The sequence below is a fragment of the uncultured Phocaeicola sp. genome, from assembly GCF_948499155.1.
Classification (GTDB): Bacteria; Bacteroidota; Bacteroidia; order Bacteroidales; family Bacteroidaceae; genus Phocaeicola; species Phocaeicola faecalis.
In genome coordinates, this window is sequence record NZ_CAOOSE010000003.1 from 225,428 (window position 1) to 249,932 (window position 24,505).

Here is a 24,505-nt window from a genome sequence, read left to right on the forward strand (position 1 = left end):
TTTGTCAATTAGATTTTGCTAATCCATCCGGCTACTTCATCTACCGTCGGATTGGTCAATTCCAATTTATATTTCTTATTTATACCACAGATGTCTTGGTGTAACTTCTGCGGGTTTACATCTTTCATATCACTCACTAAGTTGTAACCGGCTTTTTGAATGGCGGGAACCCACTCTTCTGCAATGCCTAGTTCCATGAACTTGGTTGCCGGGTCTTTCGGAGTAATTTTTTCAGGACGCATCTGCGGGAAGAACAATACTTCCTGAATATAAGGTTTGCCTGTCATCAGCATCACTAATCGGTCGATACCGATACCGATACCCGAAGTGGGAGGCATACCATATTGTAATGCACGCAAGAAATCCTGGTCAATAATCATTGCTTCGTCATCACCCTTGTCGGCCAGCTTCATCTGTTCCTTGAAACGCTCTTCCTGATCAATCGGATCGTTAAGCTCAGAATAGGCATTCGCTAATTCTTTACCATTTACCATCAATTCAAAGCGTTCTGTCAGTCCCGGTTTAGAACGGTGCATTTTTGTCAGCGGTGACATTTCTACCGGATAGTCAGTAATGAAAGTCGGTTGGATATAAGTACCTTCACAGAACTCTCCGAAGATTTCGTCTATCAGTTTTCCTTTACCCATTGTTTCATCAATCTCTTCCATTTTCAGCTCTTTGCAAACCTGACGTATTTCCTCTTCAGTCTTATCGTTGAGGTCATAACCGGTCTTTTCCTTAATGGCTTCCAAAATGGGCAAGCGGCGGTAAGGAGCCTTAAAACTGATTGTTTTTCCGTCAATAATACTATCTGTACTTCCGTTTACAGCAATACAGATGCGTTCCAATAATTTTTCGGTGAAGCTCATCATCCAGTTGTAATCCTTGTACTGAACATAAAGTTCCATACAGGTAAACTCTGGATTATGGTTCTTGTCCATACCTTCATTACGGAAGTTCTTGCCGATTTCGTATACACCTTCAAAACCACCTACGATGAGTCGCTTCAGATAAAGTTCTGTTGCAATACGCAGATAGAGGTCTATATCCAATGAATTATGGTGTGTTGTGAATGGACGTGCACTTGCTCCACCGGGAATGGATTGAAGGATAGGAGTTTCCACTTCTGTATAACCGGCTTCATCCAAAGCGGTACGCAGTGTTTTAACTACGATGGCACGTTTCTCAAAAGTTTCTTTTACACCTTCGTTGACAATCAGGTCGACATAACGTTGGCGATAACGCAATTCCGGATCTTCGAATTTGTCATAAGCTACGCCATCCTTATATTTTACGATAGGCAGCGGTTTCAGGGATTTAGACAGTACAGTCAGCTTTTTGGCATGGATACTGATTTCACCCATCTGTGTTTTGAACACGTATCCTTCGATACCAACGAAGTCACCAAGATCCAGCAGACGTTTGAATACTACATTGTATAAATCCTTATTTTCATCCGGACAGATATCATCACGGGTAATATATACCTGAATACGGCCTTTGGAGTCTTGCAATTCGATAAATGATGCTTTACCCATTACACGGCGGCTCATCATACGTCCGGCTACCGATACTTTGCGGGGTTCTGCTTCATCTTCTTTGAACTCGGCTTTTATATCTGTAGAAAATGCGTTGGTTACATACTCAGCTGCGGGGTACGGGTCAATGCCCATAGCGCGCATTTCATTCAGACTGTTCCGTCTGATAATCTCCTGTTCACTTAGTTCTAATACGTTCATCCTGTTAAAACATTAACTCAATTTGGAGGCAAAAATACGAAAGATTTTGCAAAGTACCTCATTTAGACTTATTTTTATTTCGATAAGTCTCCATCTTGTGCCAGTTCACATACCATGGAAATCATAAACAACAGACTGATGGCTCCGCAAGCAACAAGGAGAGTAATATTGATGAGACGTGCTTTTAAGTGGGTTGCAGTGTGCAGGTTGGCCGCTATGTATTCTTTAAAGAAAAGGTATAATCCGGGAACGGCTGAACTTGCCAGTAAGAAATCTTCGGGAATCTGGAAGAAATAAGTTTTGGTAAAACCGATAAGTGCCCAATGACACAGGAATAAAATGAGGAAAAGATTGACTCGTCGTGAAAAAGCCAGTAATAGTCCGATGGTGAATACTGCTACCGAACACGGCATGACCGGAGAAGTCATCATGGGGAAATGCATACCGCGGGCCGCAGAAAACAGGGGGTAGGCCAAAGGAAGGAAACATAATAAGACGGCCAGTTTCTGGTGTTTGTGGTTCAACTCGAAGGGAGTGTAATCCACTATTAAATCGTAAATCCAGAAAAGGCACATGATTCCCCAAAAAAGAGCTAATGCATTGCTGTAGCTGCGCGGGTCACAATAAATATGATAATAAACTACGGCTACCCATGCATTGATAAAAATAAGATAAAGCTTCATTCCCTTTTTCTTTGAAGGGGTGGGATGGTGGAATAATGAGTAGGTAAGCCATAAGCCAACAAGGGTGATAATTAGTTGGTAAATCCATGTTCCGGCATTATACTGAGCGATTGTTTCCCAAAAAATATTCATCTTGATGTGGTTATTGGTTAAATTCGGGCGGCAAAATTACAAAAAAACGATTGAATAGTCTATCTTTGTGGCAAATTATAAATGGAGAATGCAATGAAAAAGCTTATGAGTTTAATGATGTTGGTTTGCGCATGCTTGCTCAGCCAACCGATGCAGGCACAGAAGAAGGATGTAACTCCTGATGATGCCGGTTATATAGTGAAGGTAGGCGATATGGCCCCTGATTTCGAAATGGAACTGACAAACGGACAAAAGGTGAAACTTTCCGATTTGCGTGGTAAAGTGGTTATGCTTCAGTTTACGGCCAGTTGGTGTGGCGTTTGTCGTAAGGAAATGCCTTTTATAGAAAAGGATATTTGGCAGAAGCACAAAGATAATAAGGCGTTTGCTCTTTACGGAGTAGATCGTGACGAACCGCTTGATAAGGTAGTAGCTTTTGCCAAGCAGACAGGGGTGACTTATCCTTTAGGACTGGATCCGGGTGCAGATATTTTTGCAAAATATGCAGACCGTAAGGCCGGTATTACTCGTAATGTGTTGATTGACAAGACCGGTAGGATTGTGATGTTGACTCGTCTTTATAATACAGAAGAGTTTGCTTCATTATGTAAAAAGATAGATGAAATGTTGGGTGAAAAGTAATTGGGAATGAGATTTATAATAATACTGATTACGTCATTATTTGTCTTGTCTCTTTCATCGTTTGCACAGAATAAGAAGCCTCGTACCGGCAAGGAACCTCTTTTTGGAAAAGAACTTGCCACTTATCAAATAACCTCTAACGAGCTTAGTGGAGCTTGTTTCTATTTGGTGAGTGGGCATGGAGGTCCTGACCCGGGGGCAATCGGTATTTATCAGGGGCGTCAGTTGCATGAGGATGAATATGCTTATGATATCATTCTTCGTTTGGCACGTGAACTGTTGACACGGGGAGCGAAAGTACACATTATTATTCAAGATAAGAAAGACGGTATCCGTAACGGCCATATTTTATCGAATAGCAAGCGGGAAACTTGTATGGGAGATCCTATTCCTTTGAATCAGGTGGAACGGCTAAAGCAACGTTGTAACTGGGTTGACAAGTTGTTTAAGAAAGATAAAAGTAATTATAAACGGGCAGTCTTTATTCATGTGGATAGCAGGAGTAAGGGGAAGCAAACGGATGTGTTCTTTTATCATGCTCCGGGCAGTAGCAAAGGTAAACGCTTGGCGAATAACTTACATCGCACTTTTGATAAGAAATACGACAAGCATCAGCCCAACCGAGGTTTCACCGGAACGGTGAGTGAACGTAACCTTTATGTGTTGCGCAACACGCAACCGGTGGCGGTGTTTTTGGAACTTGGAAATATTCAAAACAAGCGCGACCAGCAAAGACTGGTATTGCAGAACAACCGTCAGGCATTGGCTAAATGGATAGCAGAAGGCATAGTAACTGATTATAAGAAAGGGAAGTAATGGACAACTTCCTTTTTTTTATATTCAATAAGAAAAATTTGTTAAACTAAAGATGTACTATTGCCTGTGCCCGACAAATTTGTATATTTGACACTCGTATATCTGAACTATCGAGTGAAAAACTAAACACAAACAATTATGAGTAGTAATATCTTCTTAATTATCGCTCTTATCACAACTGGAATCTTTGTGATACAATTTATTCTTTCTATTTTTTTCGGAGACATTGATACGGATGTGGACGTAGATGCTGATATCAGCAGTGTGGTGTCTTTTAAAGGACTTACCCATTTTGGCATTGGCTTTGGCTGGTATATGTATCTGGCGGGAAATACGGATGTAGTCAGTTATATCATAGGTATATTAATAGGTCTTTTCTTTGTGTTGGCTGTTTGGTTTCTCTATAAGAAAGCTTATCAGTTGCAGCAGGTAAACCGTAGTGAAAAAACAGATCAATTGGTGGGAAGGGAAAGTACTATTTATTTTAAGCATGGTGATGGAAAATATACCGTCCAGATAAAGCGTGATGGTGCTATCCGTGAGATGGATGTGGTTTCGGAAAGTGGAAAGACTTATCAAACCGGAGATAAAACAATCATTACAGCTTATAAAGATGGTACATTATATATTCAATAATTGAAACTTTAAAGAAATAATCTATGACACAAGAAATGATGATTATGGCTGCTATATTGGTAGCAGTCATTTTACTTACTTTTATCGGTATCCTTTCTCGTTACCGCAAGTGTAAAAGTGATGAAGTACTCGTGGTATACGGTAAGACAGGTAATGACAAGAAGTCGGCGAAACTGTATCACGGTGGTGCTGCTTTTGTTTGGCCCATTATACAAGGGTATGAATTTCTGTCTATGAAACCGATGCAGATAGACTGCAAGTTGACCGGTGCCTTGTCTGCACAGAATATTCGCGTGGATGTACCTACTACTATTACGGTAGCCATCAGTACCGACCCCGAAGTGATGCAAAATGCAGCCGAACGCATGTTGGGGTTGACTATGGACGATAAGCAAAATCTGATTACCGATGTCGTTTACGGACAGATGCGTTTGGTCATTGCCGACATGACTATTGAGGAACTGAACTCGGATCGTGATAAATTTCTTTCAAAGGTGAAGGATAATATCGATACGGAACTTCGTAAGTTCGGACTTTATTTGATGAATATCAATATCAGCGATATCCGTGATGCTGCTAATTATATTGTCAACTTAGGTAAAGAAGCCGAGAGTAAAGCGCAGAATGAAGCACAGGCAAATATTGAGGAACAAGAGAAATTGGGTGCAATCAAGATAGCCAATCAGATTAAGGAACGTGAGACAAAGGTTGCCGAGACTCGTAAAGATCAGGATATTGCGATTGCCGAAACCAAGAAGCAGCAGGAAATATCGGTTGCCAATGCCGATAAAGACCGTATCTCTCAGGTAGCTATTGCCAATGCGGAAAAAGAGTCTCAGGTGGCAAAAGCTGAAGCCGAAAAGAATATTCGCATAGAACAAGCTAATACTGAAAAAGAAAGTCGTATTGCCGAGTTGAACTCGGATATGGAGATTAAGCAGGCTGAAGCTGCCAAGAAAGCGGCTATCGGACGAAATGAAGCACAAAAGGCTATTGCACAATCTGATGCGGAACTGGCAGTGACACAGGCCAACGCTGACAAACAAGCCGGTGAAGCGTCTGCCCGCTCGGAAGCAGCCGTGCAGACTGCTCGCGAAATTGCCCAAAAAGAAGTAGAAGAAGCGAAGGCACGTAAGGTGGAATCTTCATTGAAAGCAGATAAAATTGTTCCTGCTGAAATAGCCAAACAGGAAGCTGTTTTGCAAGCGGATGCCGTTGCTGAGAAAATAACCCGTGAGGCAGAGGCACGAGCAAAGGCTTTGCTGGCTCAGGCTCAGGCTGAAGCTCAGGCTATCAAGATGAAATTGGAAGCGGAAGCAGATGGTAAGAAGAAATCATTACTTGCCGAAGCTGAAGGTTTCGAAGCAATGGTGAAAGCTGCCGAATCGAATCCGGCAATTGCCATTCAGTATAAGATGGTAGACCAATGGAAGGAAATCGCCGGTGAACAGGTGAAAGCATTTGAACATATTAATTTGGGTAATATTACAGTGTTTGACGGAGGCAACGGTGGGACAAGTAATTTCTTGAACACGTTGGTGAAAACAGTGGCTCCGAGCCTTGGGGTACTTGATAAATTGCCCATTGGAGAGACAGTGAAAGGAATCATTAATCCGGAAGAAAAGAAAGAGGAGAAGACGGAAGATAAGAAAAAATAGAGATTGAATTTGTTCAGCTTATATAGTGTTGTTGGACATTAAAGAGCTGAAGGTGGAAGTTGTATCAAAATAACACCGGCTTATCATTTTGTGGTAGAGGCGGGTAACTTGGGAGTTTTGATACACTTCCTTTTGCTTATGGCAGTTTTGTTTGATACATTTCTATCATCTTCATAGCCTCTTCTTTTATCTTAATCCTTACTGAAGTAGGAGAGAATACTTCTATATTACTGCCGTATGATAACAATTCCTGTATCAATTCATAGGATAAATAGGCTTTAATCTGAAAAATACCTTCTTTGATTTCCGTTTGGGAATGAGGGATAGGGCGGGTACGAAAGTAAGGAATCTGTCTGCTGTTTACCTTAAAGACGATAATCTCCAGCTCCAAGTGGGGAGAATAGGTAATGCCATAACAATTATTGAAATAAGAATGCTGGTTAAAGTCCTTGGGAATAGAGAACGCTTCTTCTGTAAGAGCAATGTCTTCTATTCTGTCGAAAGAAAAAGTCCGTATTTGCTGATGACGGGAAGAGAATCCCAACACATACCATCGCTGTTTGAACACCTTTAAGCAGTAGGGTGAAAACAAAGTGGTATATTTATTATCGTTGAAAGGGTGATAAGATAATTCTATCTTTGCGGACATTTCCATTGCTTCCAGTATGTCGGGGAGGTAGAAGTATCCATAAGCGGGTTCTTCAAGCAAGATGCGTTCTTGCATAGTCCGGTATCTTTGCAAAAGATTGGAAACGGACAGAGTTTTTAATAACCAGTTTCGAATACTGTTTTCTTGAAATATTTCAGGGTCTTCAAAATAATACTCATGTGTTTTGGCATTGTAGTCAATATTTATGTCAAACAATCTTTCTACTTTGTTTCTTGTCTCTTGAAAAGTTCGTCTTCCTAAGCGTTTACCATAACTGATATTGCTTTTCTCCCATGCTTTTTCTATCTGCTCTCTAGTGGCTTTCTTTTTTCGGTATAAGAAATCAGCCAACCACAATGCTTTGTCTGTGACCATTGTATTTTTGATTTATTTTCTTGCAAACATAATAAAAAAAAGAGCAATGCACATATATCTTGTGCAGAAATGCCGGACCTTTGCAATAGAGATAGAGAAAATAATTGTTTTACTAAAATTTGAAAAGATTATGGCATACTTTACAGCGCTTGAGTTAATTAAAGTGGAAGGCAATAATGAATCGGTAGTGTGTAGAACGGAAGACGTCGGTTTTGATCATCAAAAACTCCGTGCCCTTTATTTCTTTCGTGAGCTATACGATGGTTATATGGATTATTTTTTGGAGGTATCTAAAAAGCAGTTGCCCGAAGTATATAAGAAAATAAAAAGTTCTTGGGCGGATAAATCTAGCGATGAAGCATTGGAGGCTATTATATCACGTACTGATTATGATTATATCCGCATTAATATTTATGAGTTTGATTACGGAATGGAATAAACTTAACTTATTCTGCTTCCATTCTGTTTTTTACCTTTGTATAATTTCAACACTAACTTTTGGCTATAACATGAATTGTACTTACACTGATATCCGAAGCCGGATATCAGTGTAAGTATGATTATCTTATTTTGATTTCACAATTGTCCAAACTATCAATGATAGCCAGTGATTCAATGCGTATGCCCGCGTTGCGTAAGTAATCACCACCGTGTTGGAATGACTTCTCGATGATAAAGCCCATGCCTGCAAGTTCGGCTCCCGCTTTCTCTACCAGGTCGATAATACCTTTGGCGGCATTGCCATTGGCGAGGAAGTCGTCAATAAAAAGAACACGGTCCCCTTTTTGGAGAAAGTCTTTACTGACACAAACATCGTAAGAGTGGTCTTTGGTGAAAGAATATACACTGGTGGTGAGCATATTTTCCATAGTGACGGGCTTTTTCTTCTTTGCGAAGACCACAGGGAGTTCAAGCAGATATCCCACCATGATGGCAGGTGCGATTCCGCTGGCCTCGATTGTCATTACTTTATTGATGTTGGTTGAGGCGAAACGACGTACAAATTCCACGGCTATAGATTTCATCAGGATGGGGTCCATCTGGTGGTTGATGAAGTTATCTACTTTTAGGATACCTCCTTCAAAACATTTGCCGTCTCGTAAGATTCGTTCTTTTAATACTTTCATTGGTTGTGTGACTTTTGATAATGGTGGTAAAATTACAAATTCTCCGCCCAAATACATAAAGCAAGTTGTTTTGGGCGGATTTTATTCATTCTTACAGCGAAATATAACAATACTTGTTTCTTACATGCTATCTGGCGTTACCATTGGTTGTAATGTATGTTTTCCTGCTTGAATTTATCTTTTGGTTCCTCATTGCGTTGGGGATAACCGATAGGGATTAAGTTGAAGGGTACAATATATTCGGGCAATGACAGGACGGCGCGTACATTTTCTATACGTTGTTCTTCCGGATAAACAGCTGTCCATACAGCTCCCAATCCCAAAGCCTCGGCTGCCAGCAATAGATTTTCGGAAGCTGCAGAACAGTCCAACATCCAATATTGTCCGAGTTCTCCATTCAATGATTTGGTTAAATCACCGCAGACCACGATGGCCATGGGTGCTTCCGCAGTCATTTTGGCATACGGCAATACCTGTGCCAAATGGTTCAATACTTCTTTGTCGTCTATTACGATAAAAGACCAAGGTTGCTTGTTCACAGCCGAGGGAGCAGCCATAGCCGCTTTTAGCATGATGTCCACTTTTTCCTTTTCCACAGGTCGGGATGTATAAGAACGGACACTCTTGCGTGCCATAATTATTTCGATAGCACTTTTCTCTTTTTTGATATTTTCGTTTTTATCCATATTTTGGCAACTTTCCATCGTCATTACTGATAACACAACAGCAGGTAATAACTTGAATATTGTATTTGTATTCATTTTTAGTAAATGATTAGTAATTTAAGTGGAACTCGACCACTGCTTCAATTCCCTTACGGAAAATATCGAGGGGAATGTTTTCATTGGGAGAGTGAATAGCGTTGCTTTCCAATCCGAATCCCATCAATACCGTTTTTATACCCAGAATCTGTTCAAAGTCGCTGATAATGGGGATACTTCCTCCTCGGCGAACGGCAAGCGGCTTTTTCCCGAAGGCTTTGGTAAATCCTTTTTCGGCAGCTTGATAGGCAGGGAGGGTTATAGGGCAAACATAACCTTCGCCACCATGCATGGGAGTTACTTTTACTTTTACATAATCGGGAGTGACAGTATTGATATAATCGACAAACAATTTGGATATCTTCTCATGATTCTGGTGCGGAACGAGACGGCAGGATACCTTGGCGTAAGCCTTTGATGGCAATACGGTTTTAGAGCCTTCACCCGTATATCCTCCCCAAATACCACAAATATCGAATGACGGACGACAACTGTTACGCTCCAACGTAGAATATCCTTTTTCGCCTTTCAATGCCTTTACATCAATGGCGGCCATATATTTTTGTTCGTCGAAAGGTATTTGGGCAATCATTTCGCGTTCTGCGGCAGGCACTTCTTCCACATCATCGTAGAAATGAGGAACCGTGATGCGACCGTCTTCATCAATGACTTTTGCCAACATGCTGCATAAGGTATTGATGGGGTTGGCCACTGCTCCGCCGAAATGACCTGAGTGAAGGTCGCGGTTAGGGCCTGTCACTTCGATTTCCCAATATGCCAGCCCGCGTAGTCCGGTAGTCAGCGAGGGAAGGTCGGCTCCCAGCATACTTGTATCCGAGACAAGGATAACATCAGCTTTCAACAGTTCTTTATGCTCTTTGATGAAAACATTCAGACTGGGTGAACCGATTTCTTCTTCTCCTTCGAAGATAAATTTTACATTGTGCTTCAACAGTCCGTGCTTCACCACATATTCGAAGGCTTTTACCTGAATCATGGATTGCCCCTTATCGTCATCCGCACCGCGTGCCCAGATATGTCCGTCACGTATTTCGGGCTCAAACGGTTGGCTTTTCCAAAGTTCCAGCGGCTCTGCGGGCATTACATCGTAATGCGCATATATTAATATTGTAGGGGCTTCGTCGCTGATATGTTTTTGTGCGAATACCAATGGGTTGCCTTGAGACGGCATAATCATTGCTTCGTCTGCTCCCGCCTCCAGCAACAGTTCTTTCCAGCGTTGGGCACAAGCAAGCATGTCGTCTTTATGTTCGGGCAATGCACTGATACTGGGAATGCGAATGAGACTGAAGAGTTCTTCCATGAAGCGGGCTTCATTTTCTTTAATGTATTGTTTAATTTCCATAGCTGAATGATTTTTTATCGGGTTAAAGTTAACGCTCCCGAGGAAAAGAAAAAAATTATAAAACTTAAATAAAGAAAAAATGTACATATAAAAAGCCCAAAGAGAAGCACACAGGCTGTTTGTCTCTTTGGACTTTCTATAAAGATAATTCTTATAATTGAGTGGTTCTGTCTATCAAATAGTAATCTAAAATGGTGATGGCTGCCATGGCTTCTACAATCGGAACGGCGCGGGGCAATACGCAGGGGTCATGACGTCCCTTGGCTTTCATAGTGGTGTCAATGCCATTGACGTTTACGGTGTGTTGTTCCATTAGCACTGTTGCGACTGGTTTGAATGCAACACGGAAATAGATATCCTGTCCGTTGCTGATGCCGCCTTGAATGCCGCCGGAGTAATTGGTTTTTGTTTCCACCCGTCCGCCGTTGTTGTAGAATACATCATTTTGTTCGCTACCCCTCAGTTCCATGGAGTCGAATCCTTGTCCATAGGCAAAGCCTTTCACGGCATTGATGCTCAACATGGCATTTCCCAATGCAGCGTGCAGTTTACCGAATACAGGTTGTCCCAATCCGATAGGACATCCTTTAATCACACAACTAATCACACCACCGATGGTATCGCCTTCACCTTTGACTTTCCAGATAAGTTCTGCCATTTCTTTTGCTTTTTCAAGGTCGGGACAACGGACATCATTGCTTTCAATCAGGTCGAGGTCGTAGCTTTTATAGTCTTGCTCCAACTTGATAGGTCCCACTTGTGAGGTATAGGCTGTCACGGTAATGCCCAGTTGCTTTAAAGCAAGTTTGGCAAGTGAACCGGCCACTACGCGCGAAATTGTTTCACGCGCCGATGAACGTCCTCCGCCACGATAGTCGCGGATGCCGTATTTTTCCATATAAGTATAGTCCGCATGCGAAGGGCGGAAGAGATTCTTTATATTCTCGTAGTCGTTGGAATGTTGGTTCTTGTTCCATACCACGAAACCAATGGGACAGCCTGTAGACTTTCCATCAAAGATGCCTGAAAGGAACTCCACTGTGTCGGGTTCCTTGCGACTGGTGGTAAGGAGCGATTGTCCGGGACGGCGGCGGTTCAGCTCCTTCTGTACAAAATCCATATCGATGTCGATACCTGCCGGAAAACCGTCAATTACACCACCGACACCGGGGCCGTGAGACTCACCGAAACTCGTTAATCGGAAAATGTTACCAAATGAATTAAACATGTTGTTTGTAGTTTTAAAAGTTTCTATTCGTAAAGATAACGATTTTCCTGAAACAATGGTTATCTTTCAGGTAAAATTTTACTTTTCCACTCTTAATCCTTTGTATACTCTTCACGGCTTTTTTTATCGTGTCTTTAGCCGGTCTAAGGCTTTTCTTCCTTAGGGTTAAGTCTTTTTATACAGCTGACTATTACGTCCCATTGCGGTAGGACGTAGTAGCCTGCCATTCAAAAAGCTTAAGCCTTCCGTATGAAAGGCTTAGTACTCCTTATAGATTAAATAAACCGGTCTGTAAATGCTTTCACCCTTTCCGTATATTCCTTGGTGTGGATGAGATATGAATGTGCATGGTCGGCATCCGGAACTATCCATAGCTCTTTAGGTTCAGGTTTTGCCTCATATAATTTGTATACCATCCAGGTCGGAACATAATCGTCTTTGTCACCGTGAATGAAGAACATGGGGAGCTGGCATCGGGCGACTTGTTTTAAAGCGGATGCTTCTTTAAATCCCCATCCATATTCCAGTTGGCATAGCCAGTCGGCTGTGTACATTAATGGAAATTGGGGAAGGCCGAACTGGGATTTCAGTTCTTTGGAGAATTGGTCCCATACATTGGTATATCCGCAGTCCTCGATAAAACATTTTACATAGTCGGGCTGAGGTTTCCCCGACACCATCATTGTCGTGGCTGCTCCCATTGAGATGCCATGTACCACCATACGGGTGCTGTCGCCATATATTTCGTTGGCTGTTTTCATCCATTGCATGACGTCTTTACGGTCGAGCCATCCCATCTGAATGGCATCTCCTCCGCTCAGTCCCGTGTCTTTAAGGTCGGGTAAGAGAATGTTGAAGCCTAGCTCTTTGCTATACATATAGCCAATCATCATCATGCGGATAGCGTTATCGGTATATCCGTGAACAATGACGGCGGTTTTCGAGGTAGGCTGTGCGGCAGCTACATAATAGGCATGCATTTTGACATTGTCCGGGGCATAGATAAATGTATCTTTAAGAGCACCTGCGTTTTGCAAACTGTCTTTCCACGGCTTTAGATAAGGGTAAGTGTCGAACATATACTGCCATGAGCCGGCCAAATCCCTTCCCCGGTTATCGGGACGAAGAGAGTAGTTGAGCATATATTGGCTGGCTCCCAGCAGAATAACGGTAAGAAGAACGAGCACAAGGCCCGTTCCGATAAGATATTTCTTTTTCATACTTTATTTATTCCATATATCCCAAGCACCGAAAGCCTGCAACAGCAGCATCTCCAAACCGTTTTTGGTGACAGCTCCCTTGTCGGCTCCTTTCTTCATGAATAGGGTGGTGTCGGGATTATACAACAAATCATAAAGCAAATGGTTGGGGGTAAGGCACTCGTATGGAATATGGGGATATTCGTTGGCACGAGGATACATCCCCACCGGTGTACAGTTGACGATTACTTTGTATTCGTCCATCACTTCAGGTGTTAAATCTTCGTATGTGAACATCCCTTCGCGGGGGGTGCGTGACACGAATTTAGCTTCCAGTCCTAACTTTTTAAGTCCATGGTAAATGGCTTTGGAAGCGCCCCCTGTGCCTAGTATCAAAGCTTTCTTGTGCTGCGGTTCCAACAGTGGCTCAATAGATTGGGTAAATCCCAGAATATCAGAGTTATATCCGATTAGTTTGATTTTTCCTTTAGCGGGGCGGATGATTTTAATCACATTTACAGCACCGATGGCGGCTGCATCAGGGTCTAATTCGTCTAAATAAGAAATGACTTGTTCTTTATAAGGAATGGTGACGTTCAGACCTACCAAATCATGATTTTCCAGCAAAACGCCGGGCAGTTCCTTGATGGAAGGTATTTCGAAGTTTACATATTCGGCGTCAATATTTTCGGAGTTAAACTTCTCATTGAAGAAGTTCTTTGAGAAAGAATGTCCGAGTGGATAACCTATCAAACCATATTTTTTCATAAAACTCTTGCTTTTAGTTATTTTGTTGCTAAATAAAGTGTACAGATACCCAATGTCAATCGTTTAAAGTTTACTTGGCTGAAACCGGCTTTGCGGATGATGTCAGTCATGATTTCTCCTTGTGGAAAAGCCTTGATGGATTGGGGTAGGTAAGTGTATGCACTTTGGTCTTTGGAAAGAAGTTTTCCGAGGGTGGGGATAACTACTTTGGAATAAATGGCATATAATTGTTTCATAGGGAACCAATCCGGTTCGGAAAGTTCGAGGATGACTAATTTTCCGTTGTCGTCGAGTACGCGGTGCATCTCACGCAACCCTTTATCGAGGTCTTCAAAATTGCGTACGCCGAAGGCTACTGTGATAGCATCGAAGCGTTTGTCGGGGAAAGTGAGTGCCGTACAATCTTCTTTGGCGAAGGAAATGCGGTTCTCCAAGCCGGCAGCTTTTACTTTTTCACGCCCCACATTCATCATGCCTTCCGATATGTCCGTGCCTATCAGTTCTTCGGGTTGAAGGATGCGGCAGGCTTGAATGGCAAAGTCACCGGTGCCGGTGGCTACATCCATCATACGTTGCGGATGAAAAGGCTTCAGCCAGTTGATGGCTTTGCGGCGCCAACTTTTATCTATATTCCATGATAGGGCATGATTCAGTTGGTCGTAGGCAGGAGCAATGTTGTCGAACATTTTCTCTACCTGCACGCTTTTCTTTTCGTCGGCGTTGTAGGGCTTGATATTTTCTTGTGGATAGTTAGTCATACGCTTCTTTATATATAGGGGGAAATCCGGGGCGGATTCAGTCCGTCCCGGATACATTCTCCTTTTTAAACGAGGAGAGTCATTTATTTCAGGTATTCGGTAATGTTCTTTTCGATACGTTCGGCGATATTGTCTGTATTTGCTTTTACAAACTTCTCACCGGTGATATGTTCGAACAATTCCATATAGCGTTCGCTGATAGAGTTTACGATTTCGGGAGTCATTTCAGGAACCTGTTGTCCTTCTTTACCCTGGAAACCGTTTTCCATCAGCCATTCACGTACAAACTCTTTAGAAAGTTGTTTCTGGGGTTCACCTTTAGCAAAGCGTTCCTCGTAACCTTCCGAGTAGAAATAGCGGCTTGAGTCGGGAGTATGGATTTCGTCCATCAGGTAGATAGTGCCGTTGTGCTTACCGAATTCATATTTGGTATCTACCAGAATCAATCCGCGTTCGGCAGCGATTTCTGTACCGCGTTTGAACAAAGCCAATGTATATTTCTCCAAAATTTCATATTCTTCAGGAGTAGCCAAACCTTGTTTCAGGATTTCTTCCTTCGAAATATCTTCGTCGTGTAGACCCATTTCAGCCTTGGTGGTCGGGGTTACAATGGGTTCCGGGAACTTCTGGTTTTCTTTCATCCCTTCGGGAAGTTTCACACCGCAGATTTCGCGGACACCGTTTTTATAAGCACGCCATGCGCTACCGCAAAGATAACCGCGAACGATCATTTCTACAGGGAATCCCTGGCACATAACACCTACGGTTACCATAGGGTCGGGAGTAGCCATTTTCCAGTTGGGGCAGATGTCGGTGGTTGCATCCAGGAATTTGGCTGCAATCTGGTTCAGCATTTGTCCTTTGTAGGGGATACCTTCGGGCAGAACTACATCGAATGCAGAGATACGGTCTGTAGCTACCATTACTAACTTTTCGTCATTGATGTTGTACACATCACGCACTTTGCCGTGGTACACGTTCTTTTGTCCCGGAAAGTTAAAGTCTGTTCTTGTTAATGCTTTACTCATGTCTTTTTTATAATTATAAAATGAATATTCTGTTAAAACAGTGTTGGTTCGTTATTACTGTCTTTTATCATAAAACGCTTAGGTGATTGATTACTTGCCTCAATGTCTTGCATCTTTTGGAGGTAATCTGTCATTTTCCGGCTTGACCAGTCTAATTTCAGTCGCTCGATGATTTCTTTGGAGCTTAATTTCTGTCCCTTCAGTATTTTTTTTATTTTGTTGTTTAGACTTTCATATTCGCAATTGGGTTCGTCGACAATTCCCATAGCAATTTCCGCTTCACAAGCGTTTCCCTGCAAAGATACGGAAATAGCTCCTTTTTCTATTAAAAGTAAGTTGGCATTTTTTTCCAAAGGTGCCGGTTGGCGGACATATACCTTGCGTTTTTTGCGTAATCCATCAATGACTCCCGACCAAGTCCCTCCTTTGTTATCGGATTCTGCAACATAGATATCTGTTGCCAATCCGTAGATATAGATGTTTCTTGCCATGGCCAGTCCTGCATTCCATGGGGCTTTGGGCTGAAAAGTACTCAAGACCAATACTCGGCCGGCTATGATGTCTTTGTATAGTGCTTTAAAACCAGAAGTGAAAGAAGTGATGCCCTGAGGTAGGACAACTATACTTTTCCCACCATATTTGAGAGTGGAGTCCAATGCCTGTTTGTCCACTCCTTTGGCATACCCGCTGACAACAACTTTATCCTCTTGTGCTGCCCGGCGTGCTATGTTGTCGGTAAAAATCAAAGAAGTGTTTCCTGCTTGGCGTGAACCGACAATGGCTATGCTGTCCTCTTGTAACAATCGTTTGTTCCCTTTGATATATATCAGGGGAGGGGCATACGTCTTTTTCAGATTTACTTTCAATGCTTTGGGATAATCCGAAGAGGTTATAGGAATCATATCATATCCTTGTTCCAGTAAATCTTCTGCCAAAAAAGAATAGTTGGGCAACTCTGCTTTTGCAGCTTGTAACCATTCTGTCTCCTCGTCGGACAGTTCAAATGTTTCTTTCCATATAGACGAATCACTATGAAAGAAATCGGATAAATCCATTTCTTTTTCGTAACAGCGGACTATCAGGTTATTTTTGCGTACTGTCCGCATTCTTTCTGTATGGGCTAATGCCATCCAATAAGCATATTCCTGTTTCATGATTTTTAATCCTTTCTTTTTTCTAAGTCATCACCGCCTATTGTTTTTGCTATTACCAGGGGAGCTATTTCTATAGCTCCAGCCTTGGAAAGCATTTTTCCGATTTCTTTGATGGTTGCTCCGCTGTCGTAAATGTCATCTATTAGTAAGATGGATTTTCCGATTATAAGCTCCGGTTCCGTCAAACAGAATGCTCCTGCTACATTGTCTTTTTTCAAGATACTGTTTTGAAATACTTTCTGCGCATCCGTTTCTCTGGTCTTTTTCAATTGGTCGGATATGGGAATCTTCAGTACAACACTTATTTTATGGGCAAAGTTTTTCACTAAGTCGCCAGATAAAGTTGGGGGTACATATAATATCAAGTCGAACTGTTTGTTGCCATATCGTTTTCGGAAAGCCTGTAATGTCATTTTCAATAATGAATCTGGAAAGTCTCCGCCTTGTTCGTATTTGCATCTGTGGATGCAGGTGCCTATATGGGATATTCCGTAGTAAGCACCAGCCACACCGTTTATCAGGTTACTTTTGCTGCTTTCTACTACTAATTCGGGAAAGTAGTTATCCCAAAAACTTTTGATGAGTTCTTTATCTTTTTCTGAAACCTTCACTTTCCGTTTCACCAAATCCGTATTGTCGCAGTTCTTATGGAAATTCAACTCTGTGTCTCCCAAAAAATCACAAAGGTACTTCATGCGTGGTTTTTGTGTGAATACATAGTCTACCATACTGTCTAAGTCTTTCAGCTTGGCTGAACGCACTTCTTCGAATATGGTAGTGTCCAATGGATTGGCACCGAATTGATATTCATATTTTTTACAGCCGTTATATATCACTTCTTTAATGATGTCTTGCTCTATCAAGTCTGCTTTTATCACCATGAGGGGTGTTTGTTTCAGGTTTGTTTTTCGCATGAGGTCGTACAGGCCTAAGGGTTCTTCTTGCAGCAGGCTTATGACCTTTAAGTATGTATTGGTTGTAGGCCGTGCCGATTCAATAAATACTTTTGGAAGTTTATAGTCCTCTTGAACTCCGTTTGCATCTTTCGATGAGTTATAGAACAGAATGGCTACGGTGGGTTTTCCGTCTCTTCCGGCACGCCCTATTTCCTGATAATAATGTATCGGTGAAGCCGGTATTTGTGTATGGATGACAAAACGGATATCCGGCTTGTCAATACCCATGCCCAAGGCATTGGTGGAAATGATGCATTTCCAGCGATTCTCCATGAGCCCTTGTTCTATTTCTTTTCGTTGCTCGCCGTCAAGTCCTGCATTATAACCGATGCAATCTATTTCATTTTGTTGAAGCCAACGGGCATATTGTTCTGTTTGAATGCGTGTTCCCACGTAAATTAATCCAGTGCCCGGTAGTCTTTTTAGCCAATGTGCCAGACCTATCATCTTTTCCTCTTCGGATTGTGTCTCGACGACATAGAGGTGGAAGTTGTCTCTTAGCAGGTTTCCTCTAATTGTTTGCAGATTACCACCGATTTGTTGTTCGATGTCCTGTTGTACGCGTAGGGTAGCGGTTGCGGTAGTAGCCAATACCGGCATATCTTTGGGCAATAAATTCACTAAGTTGATGATGCGCCTGAAAGCCGGTCTGAAGTCATGTCCCCATACGGATATGGTATGTGCTTCGTCAATGACAATCATGGATAATTTCATTTTTCGTGTGGCTTCTATCCATTCTTGATTTTCCTGTCGTTCGGGTGCAATATATAAAATTTTGATATTCCCTTCCAATGCATCGGCAATGGCTTGGGTGTTTTCTTCCGGAGCTTGTTCCGAATTTATATAGCGTGCAGCAATACCTTTGGCTTTTAGAGCATTTGTCTGGTCGCGCATCAAAGCAATGAGTGGTGAGAATATGATAGTTACTCCGTCAAAAAGTATGGCAGGGAATTGATAACAAAGCGATTTTCCAAAACCGGTTCGTTCTATCAGCAGCATACGTTCTCCTCTAAGCAATCTTTCTATGGTGTTCCATTGCTCGTCGTAGAAATGTTCAAGTCCGAATACTTGCTTTAATATAGTTTCTGCCTTACTGCGTGTTATCATTTCTCTTTTTCTATTTTCTGTTTCGCTTTTTGCTCGGCTTTCTGTTTTTCCTCGAACTTCTCATAAGCATCCACAATGCGGGTTACCAGCTTATGTCGCACGATATCTTTTTTATTCAGTTCGATAAAGCTGATACCCTTTACTCCTTTCAGAATTTTCAAAGCCTGCACCAGTCCCGAAGTTTGTGATGAGGGCAAATCTATTTGCGTCATATCTCCCGTAACAATCATTTTGGTGTTCATGCCCATACGGGTGAGGAACATTTTGATTTGCTGTGTCGTGGTATTCTGAGCCTCGTCCAATATCACCACGGCATCGTTCAGTGTACGTCCGCGCATAAATGCCAGAGGAGCAATCTGAATCACATTCAGTTCCATATATTCTTTCAGCTTGGCAGCCGGAATCATATCCTGCAGAGCATCATACAGCGGTTGCAGATAAGGATCAATCTTATCTTTCATATCACCGGGAAGGAAACCGAGTTTTTCACCGGCTTCCACAGCCGGGCGGCTTAGAATGATTTTCTTGATTTCCTTGTTTTTCAGAGAGCGTACAGCAAGCGCGATAGCGGTATAAGTCTTTCCGGAACCGGCCGGACCGATGGCAAACAGCATATCGTTCTTTTCGTACTCCTGCACCAGTTTCAACTGATTGGGGCTGCGAGGCACGATAGGCTTCCCCGTCACACTGAATACAATCGTGTCGCCGGTCTTTTCCACTTGGGGTTTGCGTCCTTTGACAATATCCAGAATGACTTCCTCCTTCAATGAATTATACTGGGCACAATATTTTTCCAGTGCCAGAATACTCTCTTCGAAAGCACACATTTCTTCTTCGTCCCCCATCACTTTAATGACATTTCCACGTGCCACGATTCTCAGCTTGGGGTACAAAGCTTGTATCATTTGCATATTGGCGTTGTTTACACCATAAAAAATAACAGGATCAATATCCTCTAAAACAATATGTTTTTCTATCATTTAACTAGTTTAGGTACAGATGTACTATTTTATAGGGTGCAAATTTAATGAAAGGTTTTCATTGTTTTCATTTTCCGGGGCAATTTATTTGCATAAGCTTTTCCTGAAAAAAGATTTTAGGTTATCTTTGCCCGGCAATAATGAAAAAGACAATAAAGTTATGAATTATATGAAATGTGCATGTTGCACACTGTTTTCTCTTCTGTTTACTTTGACGGTGTCTTCGGGGTGTAAGGAAAAAGATATGTCCATGAAGATGAATGAACCTCGTAATATAAAAGGTGTAATCAGTTATAAACGCAGTTTTGGTGATTTGAATGATACTCATTTGAGTGTGGCAAAGCGGATTGGTATCCGCCCTTTGGCCTCCCGTGCAGAAGCGGAAGGATTGGGCGGTAAGTTGGTGGAGGTTGCTCCATGCGAGCGATATGCCATGGATTCGCTTACACATTCCATTCCTTTTTTGGTGCCGAAAGCCGGTGCATTATTGGATACTATCGGAGCTAATTTTCTGGATTCACTGACTTGCAAAGGATTGAACCCGAATCAAATCATCGTTACTTCCGTACTTCGTACTTCCGACGATGTCAAGCGTTTGCGTCGCCGTAACGGAAATGCTTCCGCAAACTCAGCTCATGCTTTCGGAACCACATTTGACGTGAGTTACCGTCGTTTCAAAAAGGTGGAAGACCCTGACGGACGTCCTATGCAGGATGTGAGTGCCGATACGTTAAAACTTGTTTTGGCTGAAGTGTTGCGTGACCTTCGGAAAGCAGACAGATGTTACATTAAGTATGAGTTAAAGCAAGGATGTTTTCACATCACTGCCCGCTAATCCGGACTGTTGTTTTTAAACCTCTTATTTAGATTTTAAAATGCGATACTTTATATATCTAGCTTACGACGGAACAAATTATCATGGTTGGCAAATCCAGCCCAACGGTATGAGTGTGCAGGAAGCGTTGATGCGTGCGCTTTCCACTTTCTTGAGAAAAGAGATAGAGGTGGTGGGAGCAGGACGCACGGATGCCGGTGTGCACGCCCGGCTCATGGTGGCGCATTTTGACTTTGAGAGTGAATTGGATGGGGCGCAGATAACGGATAAGCTGAACCGTCTGCTTCCTCCCGATATTGCCGTATATGGCGTAAAGCGGGTGAAGGATGACGCGCATGCCCGCTTTGATGCTACTTATCGCACTTATAAATATTATGTAACTACCCGGAAAGAGCCTTTTAACCGTCAATACGCATGGCGCCTTTTCAATGAGCCGGATTTCGGGAAGATGAATGAGGCGGCCCGTACTTTGTTTGATTATACCGATTTCACCAGTTTTAGCAAGTTGCATACCGATGTAAAGACGAATAATTGCAAGATAATGCATGCCGAGTGGACACAAGTCAGTGAAACGGAATGGGTATTTACAATTCAGGCAGACCGCTTTTTGAGGAACATGGTCAGGGCTGTGGTGGGTACATTGATAGAAGTGGGCCGTGGAAAACTCTCGATAGAGGGTTTCAGGCAAGTCATAGAGAAAAAGGATAGATGCAGTGCCGGAAGCTCAGTGCCGGGACACGCTCTGTTTTTGGTCGATGTGGGATATCCGGAAGACCTGTTCATCCTGTAAGGAGGAGATTATTGCTTTTCGGTAAGATATTTCCAATAGCGCACAGGCATATCTTGCCGGTGTTTTCTCGGATTCCGCCGTTCCTTGATGCAGATAGCCTTGAAATAAGTCTTCCATAATTGTTGGAAGAGCTTCTCATCGTTATCCATCAGGCTTTCGTTCAACATACCTGTGACCAAATGGGCCTGCCGGGGATTTTCAAAAGTAACTTCTTTCATCTCTTTCAAGTCGTAATAATATCCGTATTGCCGTTTCACGTCGTAGATTAGCCACGGTTGGTCGGCAAAGCGGTCTTTGAAATGCTCCACAGTCAGGGGAAGAGCATTGAACTGTGGTTCGACAGCGGCAAAGAATGTTCCGTCCACAGCTTTCTGAAAGCGGACGAACTGCATCAGGTGTATTCGCTCTCCATCCACCTTCTTATAGATTTTTGACAATTCAAGAACGTCTGCATCTGCAAAGTTTGTCTCGATGGAACGAGGCGAGTCGATTGCTTTTCTCATATAGCGGAACAACATTTTGTCTACTTCCGGCAGCTCCGACAGCCAGCAATAGGTGAGGGCGGACAGGGCATGGCAGGATATTCTCTTCTCTAATCCGCGCCACACGCGCATTGCTTTGCCTTCATCGGTGATGACGGTAAAGGTTTCGTTGTAAAATAGCGGTAGCGGCTCACCTTCCATCAAAAGCAAGTCGGGGAAAGTCTTGCGGGAGTAGGCATCAAAAATGCAGGTTAGCAAGCCTTCGAAGGTATGGTCGTAGATAAAGATATTCATTCGTTTTCGGGTTCTTCAAATTCCAATATCAGTTGTCGTTCATCTGTCTTTCTCTTAGGCTTGGGTACCAACAGTTTCCGTACTCCCGAAGGGGTGAGTTCGTTTACCGTTCGGGTGGGGAGCTCGTTGCAGGTGATAAAATATTGTGCTTTCTTCATCACTACTCCTATTTTCTTCAACTCATAGAATCCCAATTTCGAGAAGCGGCGCGAAGCGACGATAAACCTAGCCGATTTAACCCCGATGCCCGGTACACGAAGTATCATCTCGTAGTCGGCCTGGTTGATGTCTACCGGGAATTGTTCGGGATGCCGAAGTGCCCAGCTCAGTTTGGGGTCGATTTCCAAATCAAGGTCGGGGTAGGAATCATCCACAATTTCTTCCACTTTAAACTGATAAAACCGCAACAGCCAGTCTGCCTGATACAAACGGTTCTCGCGTACCAAAGGGGGCTGCTTCAGTGCCGGAAGTCGCTTGTCGTAAGTATTGACCGAAATATAGCCCGAATAATAAACGCGCCGCATCGTGGGGTGTCGGTACAGTGAAGAGGAAAGATACAATATATCCTTATCTGATTCCGACGTGGCTCCGACAATCATCTGTGTGCTTTGCCCGGCAGGGACGAAGCGTGGAGCATGGCGGAACTTCTTTCTGTCCTCTTTATTCATGAGCACCCCCTGTTGAATGTAGCGCATGGGTCGGTATACACTTTGGTGGTCTTTTTCGGGAGCGAGAAGTTTGAGATTCTCCTCTTTAGGTATCTCTATGTTTACGCTCAGACGGTCGGCATAGAGTCCGGCCTCGTTCACCAGCTCGCGACTGGCACCCGGGATGCTTTTCAGATGGATGTAACCGTTGAACCGGTGTACGAGCCGCAAGTCTTTGGCAATCCGTACGAGGCGCTCCATCGTGTAGTCGGGATTTCGCACTACGCCCGAGCTCAGGAAAAGTCCTTCGATGTAATTGCGCCGGTAGAACTCGATGGTGAGGTCTACCAATTCGCTCACCGAGAGCGTGGCACGGGGAATGTCGTTACTGCGGCGGTTGATGCAGTAGGCGCAATCGTAAATGCAATAATTGGTGAGCATGATTTTGAGCAGCGAGATGCATCGCCCGTCCTCAGCAAAACTATGGCAGATACCCCAACCTCCAACAGTGTTTCCCAGTGTGCCCGATGAATTGCGGCGCACTGTCCCGCTGCTGGAGCAGGACACATCGTATTTGGCAGATTCCGCCAGTATCTTGAGTTTGGCAAGGACGTTTTCGTTCATATCTTCAACAGGGATATTTTCGCCAAAAATACAGATAGTGTTTGAAACAGGCAAGGGCTTTCTGATTATTTATATCAAATTGGATATTCCTTTTCGAGGCTTTTGTTGTAACTTTGCACCCGATTAAAAAACAGGTAAAAAGATGATGTGGTTACTTTTAGCTTTTCTCTCGGCGGCATTGCTGGGATTCTATGATGTATTTAAAAAGCAGTCGTTAAAGAACAATGCAGTGATTCCCGTACTCACGCTGAATACGTTGTTCTCCAGTTTGATATTCCTTCCGTTTATTGTGCTGTCGGCATGGCGTCCCGATATATTGGAAGGCGGACTTTTCTTTGTTCCCGTGGTGGGGTGGGAGGTACACCGATTTATTGTTTTGAAGTCTGTCATTGTCCTTTCTTCGTGGATATTGGGATATTTCGGCATGAAGAATCTTCCGATAACCATTGTGGGGCCGATTAACGCCACCCGTCCGGTGATGGTATTGGTGGGAGCCTTGCTGGTGTTTGGCGAACGACTGAATCTCTATCAGTGGATAGGGGTATTGATGGCGGTCTTTTCTTTTTTTATGCTGAGCCGAAGCGGAAAGAAGGAGGGCATTGACTTTAAACATAATAAGTGGATTTATTTCATTGTGATGGCTGCTGTGTTGGGAGCTGTCAGCGGACTGTATGACAAATATCTGATGGCACCTGTCAGTCAGGGAGGCATCGGGCTGGACCGCATGGTGGTGCAGTCGTGGTATAACATTTACCAGTTGTTTATGATGAGTGCCGTGCTGATGCTGCTGTGGTGGCCGAAGCGACAGGCGACCACTCCTTTCCGCTGGGATTGGTGCATCATACTGATATCCATCTTCCTTTCGGCTGCCGACTTTGTCTATTTCTATGCATTGAGTCTTGACGGTGCCATGATTTCCATTGTTTCGATGGTGAGGCGAGGTAGCGTGATTGTTTCCTTTATTTTCGGTGCAATGGTGTTCCGCGAGAAGAACCTCAAAAGCAAAGCGGTAGACTTGGCACTGGTGCTTATCGGTATGATATTTCTTTATTTCGGAAGTCGGTGAGGGGG

Annotated in this window: 24 protein-coding genes; 8 read left to right on the forward strand and 16 right to left on the reverse strand. The window is 43.1% G+C overall.

The genetic code is table 11. The features are described from left to right. Positions 1 to 8: 8 nt before the first annotated feature. Together lysS and QYT14_RS04250 are read right to left on the reverse strand one after the other, a co-directional pair. On the reverse strand, positions 9 to 1,739 hold the full coding sequence (gene lysS / locus QYT14_RS04245) for a lysine--tRNA ligase (RefSeq protein ID WP_288323986.1): 1,731 nt from the start codon (positions 1,737 to 1,739) through the stop codon (positions 9 to 11). A 74-nt stretch (positions 1,740 to 1,813) separates the two neighbouring features. Beyond that, positions 1,814 to 2,554: a DUF6064 family protein gene (locus tag QYT14_RS04250; protein WP_288323987.1), complete on the reverse strand. Its 741-nt coding sequence runs from the start codon at positions 2,552 to 2,554 to the stop codon at positions 1,814 to 1,816. 93 nt (positions 2,555 to 2,647) lie between these two features. Between QYT14_RS04250 and QYT14_RS04255 the strand changes: the two genes are divergently transcribed. The 4 genes from QYT14_RS04255 to QYT14_RS04270 all read left to right on the forward strand — a co-directional run bounded on the left by QYT14_RS04255 (position 2,648) and on the right by QYT14_RS04270 (position 6,306). Continuing rightward, positions 2,648 to 3,196: a TlpA disulfide reductase family protein gene (locus QYT14_RS04255; RefSeq protein ID WP_288323988.1), complete on the forward strand. Its 549-nt coding sequence runs from the start codon at positions 2,648 to 2,650 to the stop codon at positions 3,194 to 3,196. Positions 3,197 to 3,202: 6 nt separating this feature from the next. Then, on the forward strand, positions 3,203 to 4,012 hold the full coding sequence (locus QYT14_RS04260; RefSeq protein WP_237038248.1) for an N-acetylmuramoyl-L-alanine amidase: 810 nt from the start codon (positions 3,203 to 3,205) through the stop codon (positions 4,010 to 4,012). A gap of 138 nt (positions 4,013 to 4,150) precedes the next feature. Next, positions 4,151 to 4,648, forward strand: coding sequence for a hypothetical protein (locus QYT14_RS04265; RefSeq protein WP_237038247.1), 498 nt, complete (start codon positions 4,151 to 4,153; stop codon positions 4,646 to 4,648). A 23-nt stretch (positions 4,649 to 4,671) separates the two neighbouring features. Continuing rightward, the gene (locus tag QYT14_RS04270; protein ID WP_237038246.1) at positions 4,672 to 6,306 is read left to right on the forward strand and encodes a flotillin family protein; all 1,635 of its coding nucleotides are present in this window, start codon (positions 4,672 to 4,674) and stop codon (positions 6,304 to 6,306) included. Between the two features lie 136 nt (positions 6,307 to 6,442). Here the strand turns inward: QYT14_RS04270 and QYT14_RS04275 are convergent, their stop codons facing one another. Beyond that, entirely contained in the window at positions 6,443 to 7,330 is an 888-nt protein-coding gene (locus tag QYT14_RS04275) for a WYL domain-containing protein (protein ID WP_288323989.1), read from the reverse strand. A gap of 130 nt (positions 7,331 to 7,460) precedes the next feature. Between QYT14_RS04275 and QYT14_RS04280 the strand changes: the two genes are divergently transcribed. Next, positions 7,461 to 7,769: a hypothetical protein gene (locus QYT14_RS04280; protein WP_288323990.1), complete on the forward strand. Its 309-nt coding sequence runs from the start codon at positions 7,461 to 7,463 to the stop codon at positions 7,767 to 7,769. 121 nt (positions 7,770 to 7,890) lie between these two features. On the opposite strand, the gene xpt is transcribed toward QYT14_RS04280, so the two are convergent. The 11 genes from xpt to QYT14_RS04335 all read right to left on the reverse strand — a co-directional run bounded on the left by xpt (position 7,891) and on the right by QYT14_RS04335 (position 19,762). Further along, positions 7,891 to 8,457, reverse strand: a complete 567-nt coding sequence (gene xpt / locus QYT14_RS04285; protein ID WP_288323991.1) for a xanthine phosphoribosyltransferase — start codon at positions 8,455 to 8,457, stop codon at positions 7,891 to 7,893. 137 nt (positions 8,458 to 8,594) lie between these two features. Next, positions 8,595 to 9,218, reverse strand: coding sequence for a nitroreductase family protein (locus QYT14_RS04290; protein WP_237038242.1), 624 nt, complete (start codon positions 9,216 to 9,218; stop codon positions 8,595 to 8,597). Between the two features lie 13 nt (positions 9,219 to 9,231). Continuing rightward, entirely contained in the window at positions 9,232 to 10,584 is a 1,353-nt protein-coding gene (locus tag QYT14_RS04295) for a dipeptidase (protein WP_288323992.1), read from the reverse strand. A 151-nt stretch (positions 10,585 to 10,735) separates the two neighbouring features. Further along, positions 10,736 to 11,812, reverse strand: coding sequence for a chorismate synthase (gene aroC, locus QYT14_RS04300; protein WP_237038240.1), 1,077 nt, complete (start codon positions 11,810 to 11,812; stop codon positions 10,736 to 10,738). 275 nt (positions 11,813 to 12,087) lie between these two features. Next, a complete protein-coding gene (locus QYT14_RS04305; protein ID WP_288323993.1) occupies positions 12,088 to 13,032 on the reverse strand; it encodes an alpha/beta hydrolase in 945 nt (314 codons plus the stop codon). A gap of 3 nt (positions 13,033 to 13,035) precedes the next feature. Further along, positions 13,036 to 13,779: a shikimate dehydrogenase gene (locus QYT14_RS04310; RefSeq protein ID WP_237038238.1), complete on the reverse strand. Its 744-nt coding sequence runs from the start codon at positions 13,777 to 13,779 to the stop codon at positions 13,036 to 13,038. A 17-nt stretch (positions 13,780 to 13,796) separates the two neighbouring features. Then, positions 13,797 to 14,537, reverse strand: coding sequence for a bifunctional demethylmenaquinone methyltransferase/2-methoxy-6-polyprenyl-1,4-benzoquinol methylase UbiE (ubiE, locus tag QYT14_RS04315; protein WP_237038237.1), 741 nt, complete (start codon positions 14,535 to 14,537; stop codon positions 13,797 to 13,799). Positions 14,538 to 14,620: 83 nt separating this feature from the next. Further along, on the reverse strand, positions 14,621 to 15,565 hold the full coding sequence (locus tag QYT14_RS04320; RefSeq protein ID WP_288323994.1) for a phosphoribosylaminoimidazolesuccinocarboxamide synthase: 945 nt from the start codon (positions 15,563 to 15,565) through the stop codon (positions 14,621 to 14,623). Positions 15,566 to 15,597: 32 nt separating this feature from the next. Continuing rightward, positions 15,598 to 16,719, reverse strand: a complete 1,122-nt coding sequence (locus QYT14_RS04325; RefSeq protein ID WP_288323995.1) for a DNA-processing protein DprA — start codon at positions 16,717 to 16,719, stop codon at positions 15,598 to 15,600. A 5-nt stretch (positions 16,720 to 16,724) separates the two neighbouring features. Beyond that, on the reverse strand, positions 16,725 to 18,782 hold the full coding sequence (locus tag QYT14_RS04330) for a RecQ family ATP-dependent DNA helicase (RefSeq protein WP_288323996.1): 2,058 nt from the start codon (positions 18,780 to 18,782) through the stop codon (positions 16,725 to 16,727). Beyond that, positions 18,779 to 19,762, reverse strand: coding sequence for a PhoH family protein (locus QYT14_RS04335; RefSeq protein ID WP_288323997.1), 984 nt, complete (start codon positions 19,760 to 19,762; stop codon positions 18,779 to 18,781). Before QYT14_RS04335 ends, QYT14_RS04330 begins: the two co-directional genes overlap by 4 nt. A gap of 160 nt (positions 19,763 to 19,922) precedes the next feature. Between QYT14_RS04335 and QYT14_RS04340 the strand changes: the two genes are divergently transcribed. Then, the gene (locus tag QYT14_RS04340) at positions 19,923 to 20,597 is read left to right on the forward strand and encodes a DUF5715 family protein (RefSeq protein ID WP_237038234.1); all 675 of its coding nucleotides are present in this window, start codon (positions 19,923 to 19,925) and stop codon (positions 20,595 to 20,597) included. Between the two features lie 40 nt (positions 20,598 to 20,637). Continuing rightward, positions 20,638 to 21,387 (forward strand): tRNA pseudouridine(38-40) synthase TruA, encoded by a 750-nt coding sequence (gene truA / locus QYT14_RS04345; protein ID WP_237038233.1) that lies wholly within the window; start codon positions 20,638 to 20,640, stop codon positions 21,385 to 21,387. A gap of 8 nt (positions 21,388 to 21,395) precedes the next feature. Here truA and QYT14_RS04350 read toward each other — a convergent pair whose 3' ends face one another. Both QYT14_RS04350 and QYT14_RS04355 read right to left on the reverse strand, forming a co-directional pair. Next, the gene (locus QYT14_RS04350) at positions 21,396 to 22,163 is read right to left on the reverse strand and encodes a TIGR03915 family putative DNA repair protein (RefSeq protein WP_237038232.1); all 768 of its coding nucleotides are present in this window, start codon (positions 22,161 to 22,163) and stop codon (positions 21,396 to 21,398) included. Continuing rightward, on the reverse strand, positions 22,160 to 23,434 hold the full coding sequence (locus tag QYT14_RS04355; RefSeq protein ID WP_288323998.1) for a putative DNA modification/repair radical SAM protein: 1,275 nt from the start codon (positions 23,432 to 23,434) through the stop codon (positions 22,160 to 22,162). The genes QYT14_RS04350 and QYT14_RS04355 overlap by 4 nt, the downstream gene beginning before the upstream one ends. A gap of 145 nt (positions 23,435 to 23,579) precedes the next feature. Here QYT14_RS04355 and QYT14_RS04360 point away from each other — a divergent pair, with 145 nt between their 5' ends. Next, entirely contained in the window at positions 23,580 to 24,500 is a 921-nt protein-coding gene (locus tag QYT14_RS04360) for a DMT family transporter (protein ID WP_288324190.1), read from the forward strand. Positions 24,501 to 24,505 lie beyond the last annotated feature (5 nt).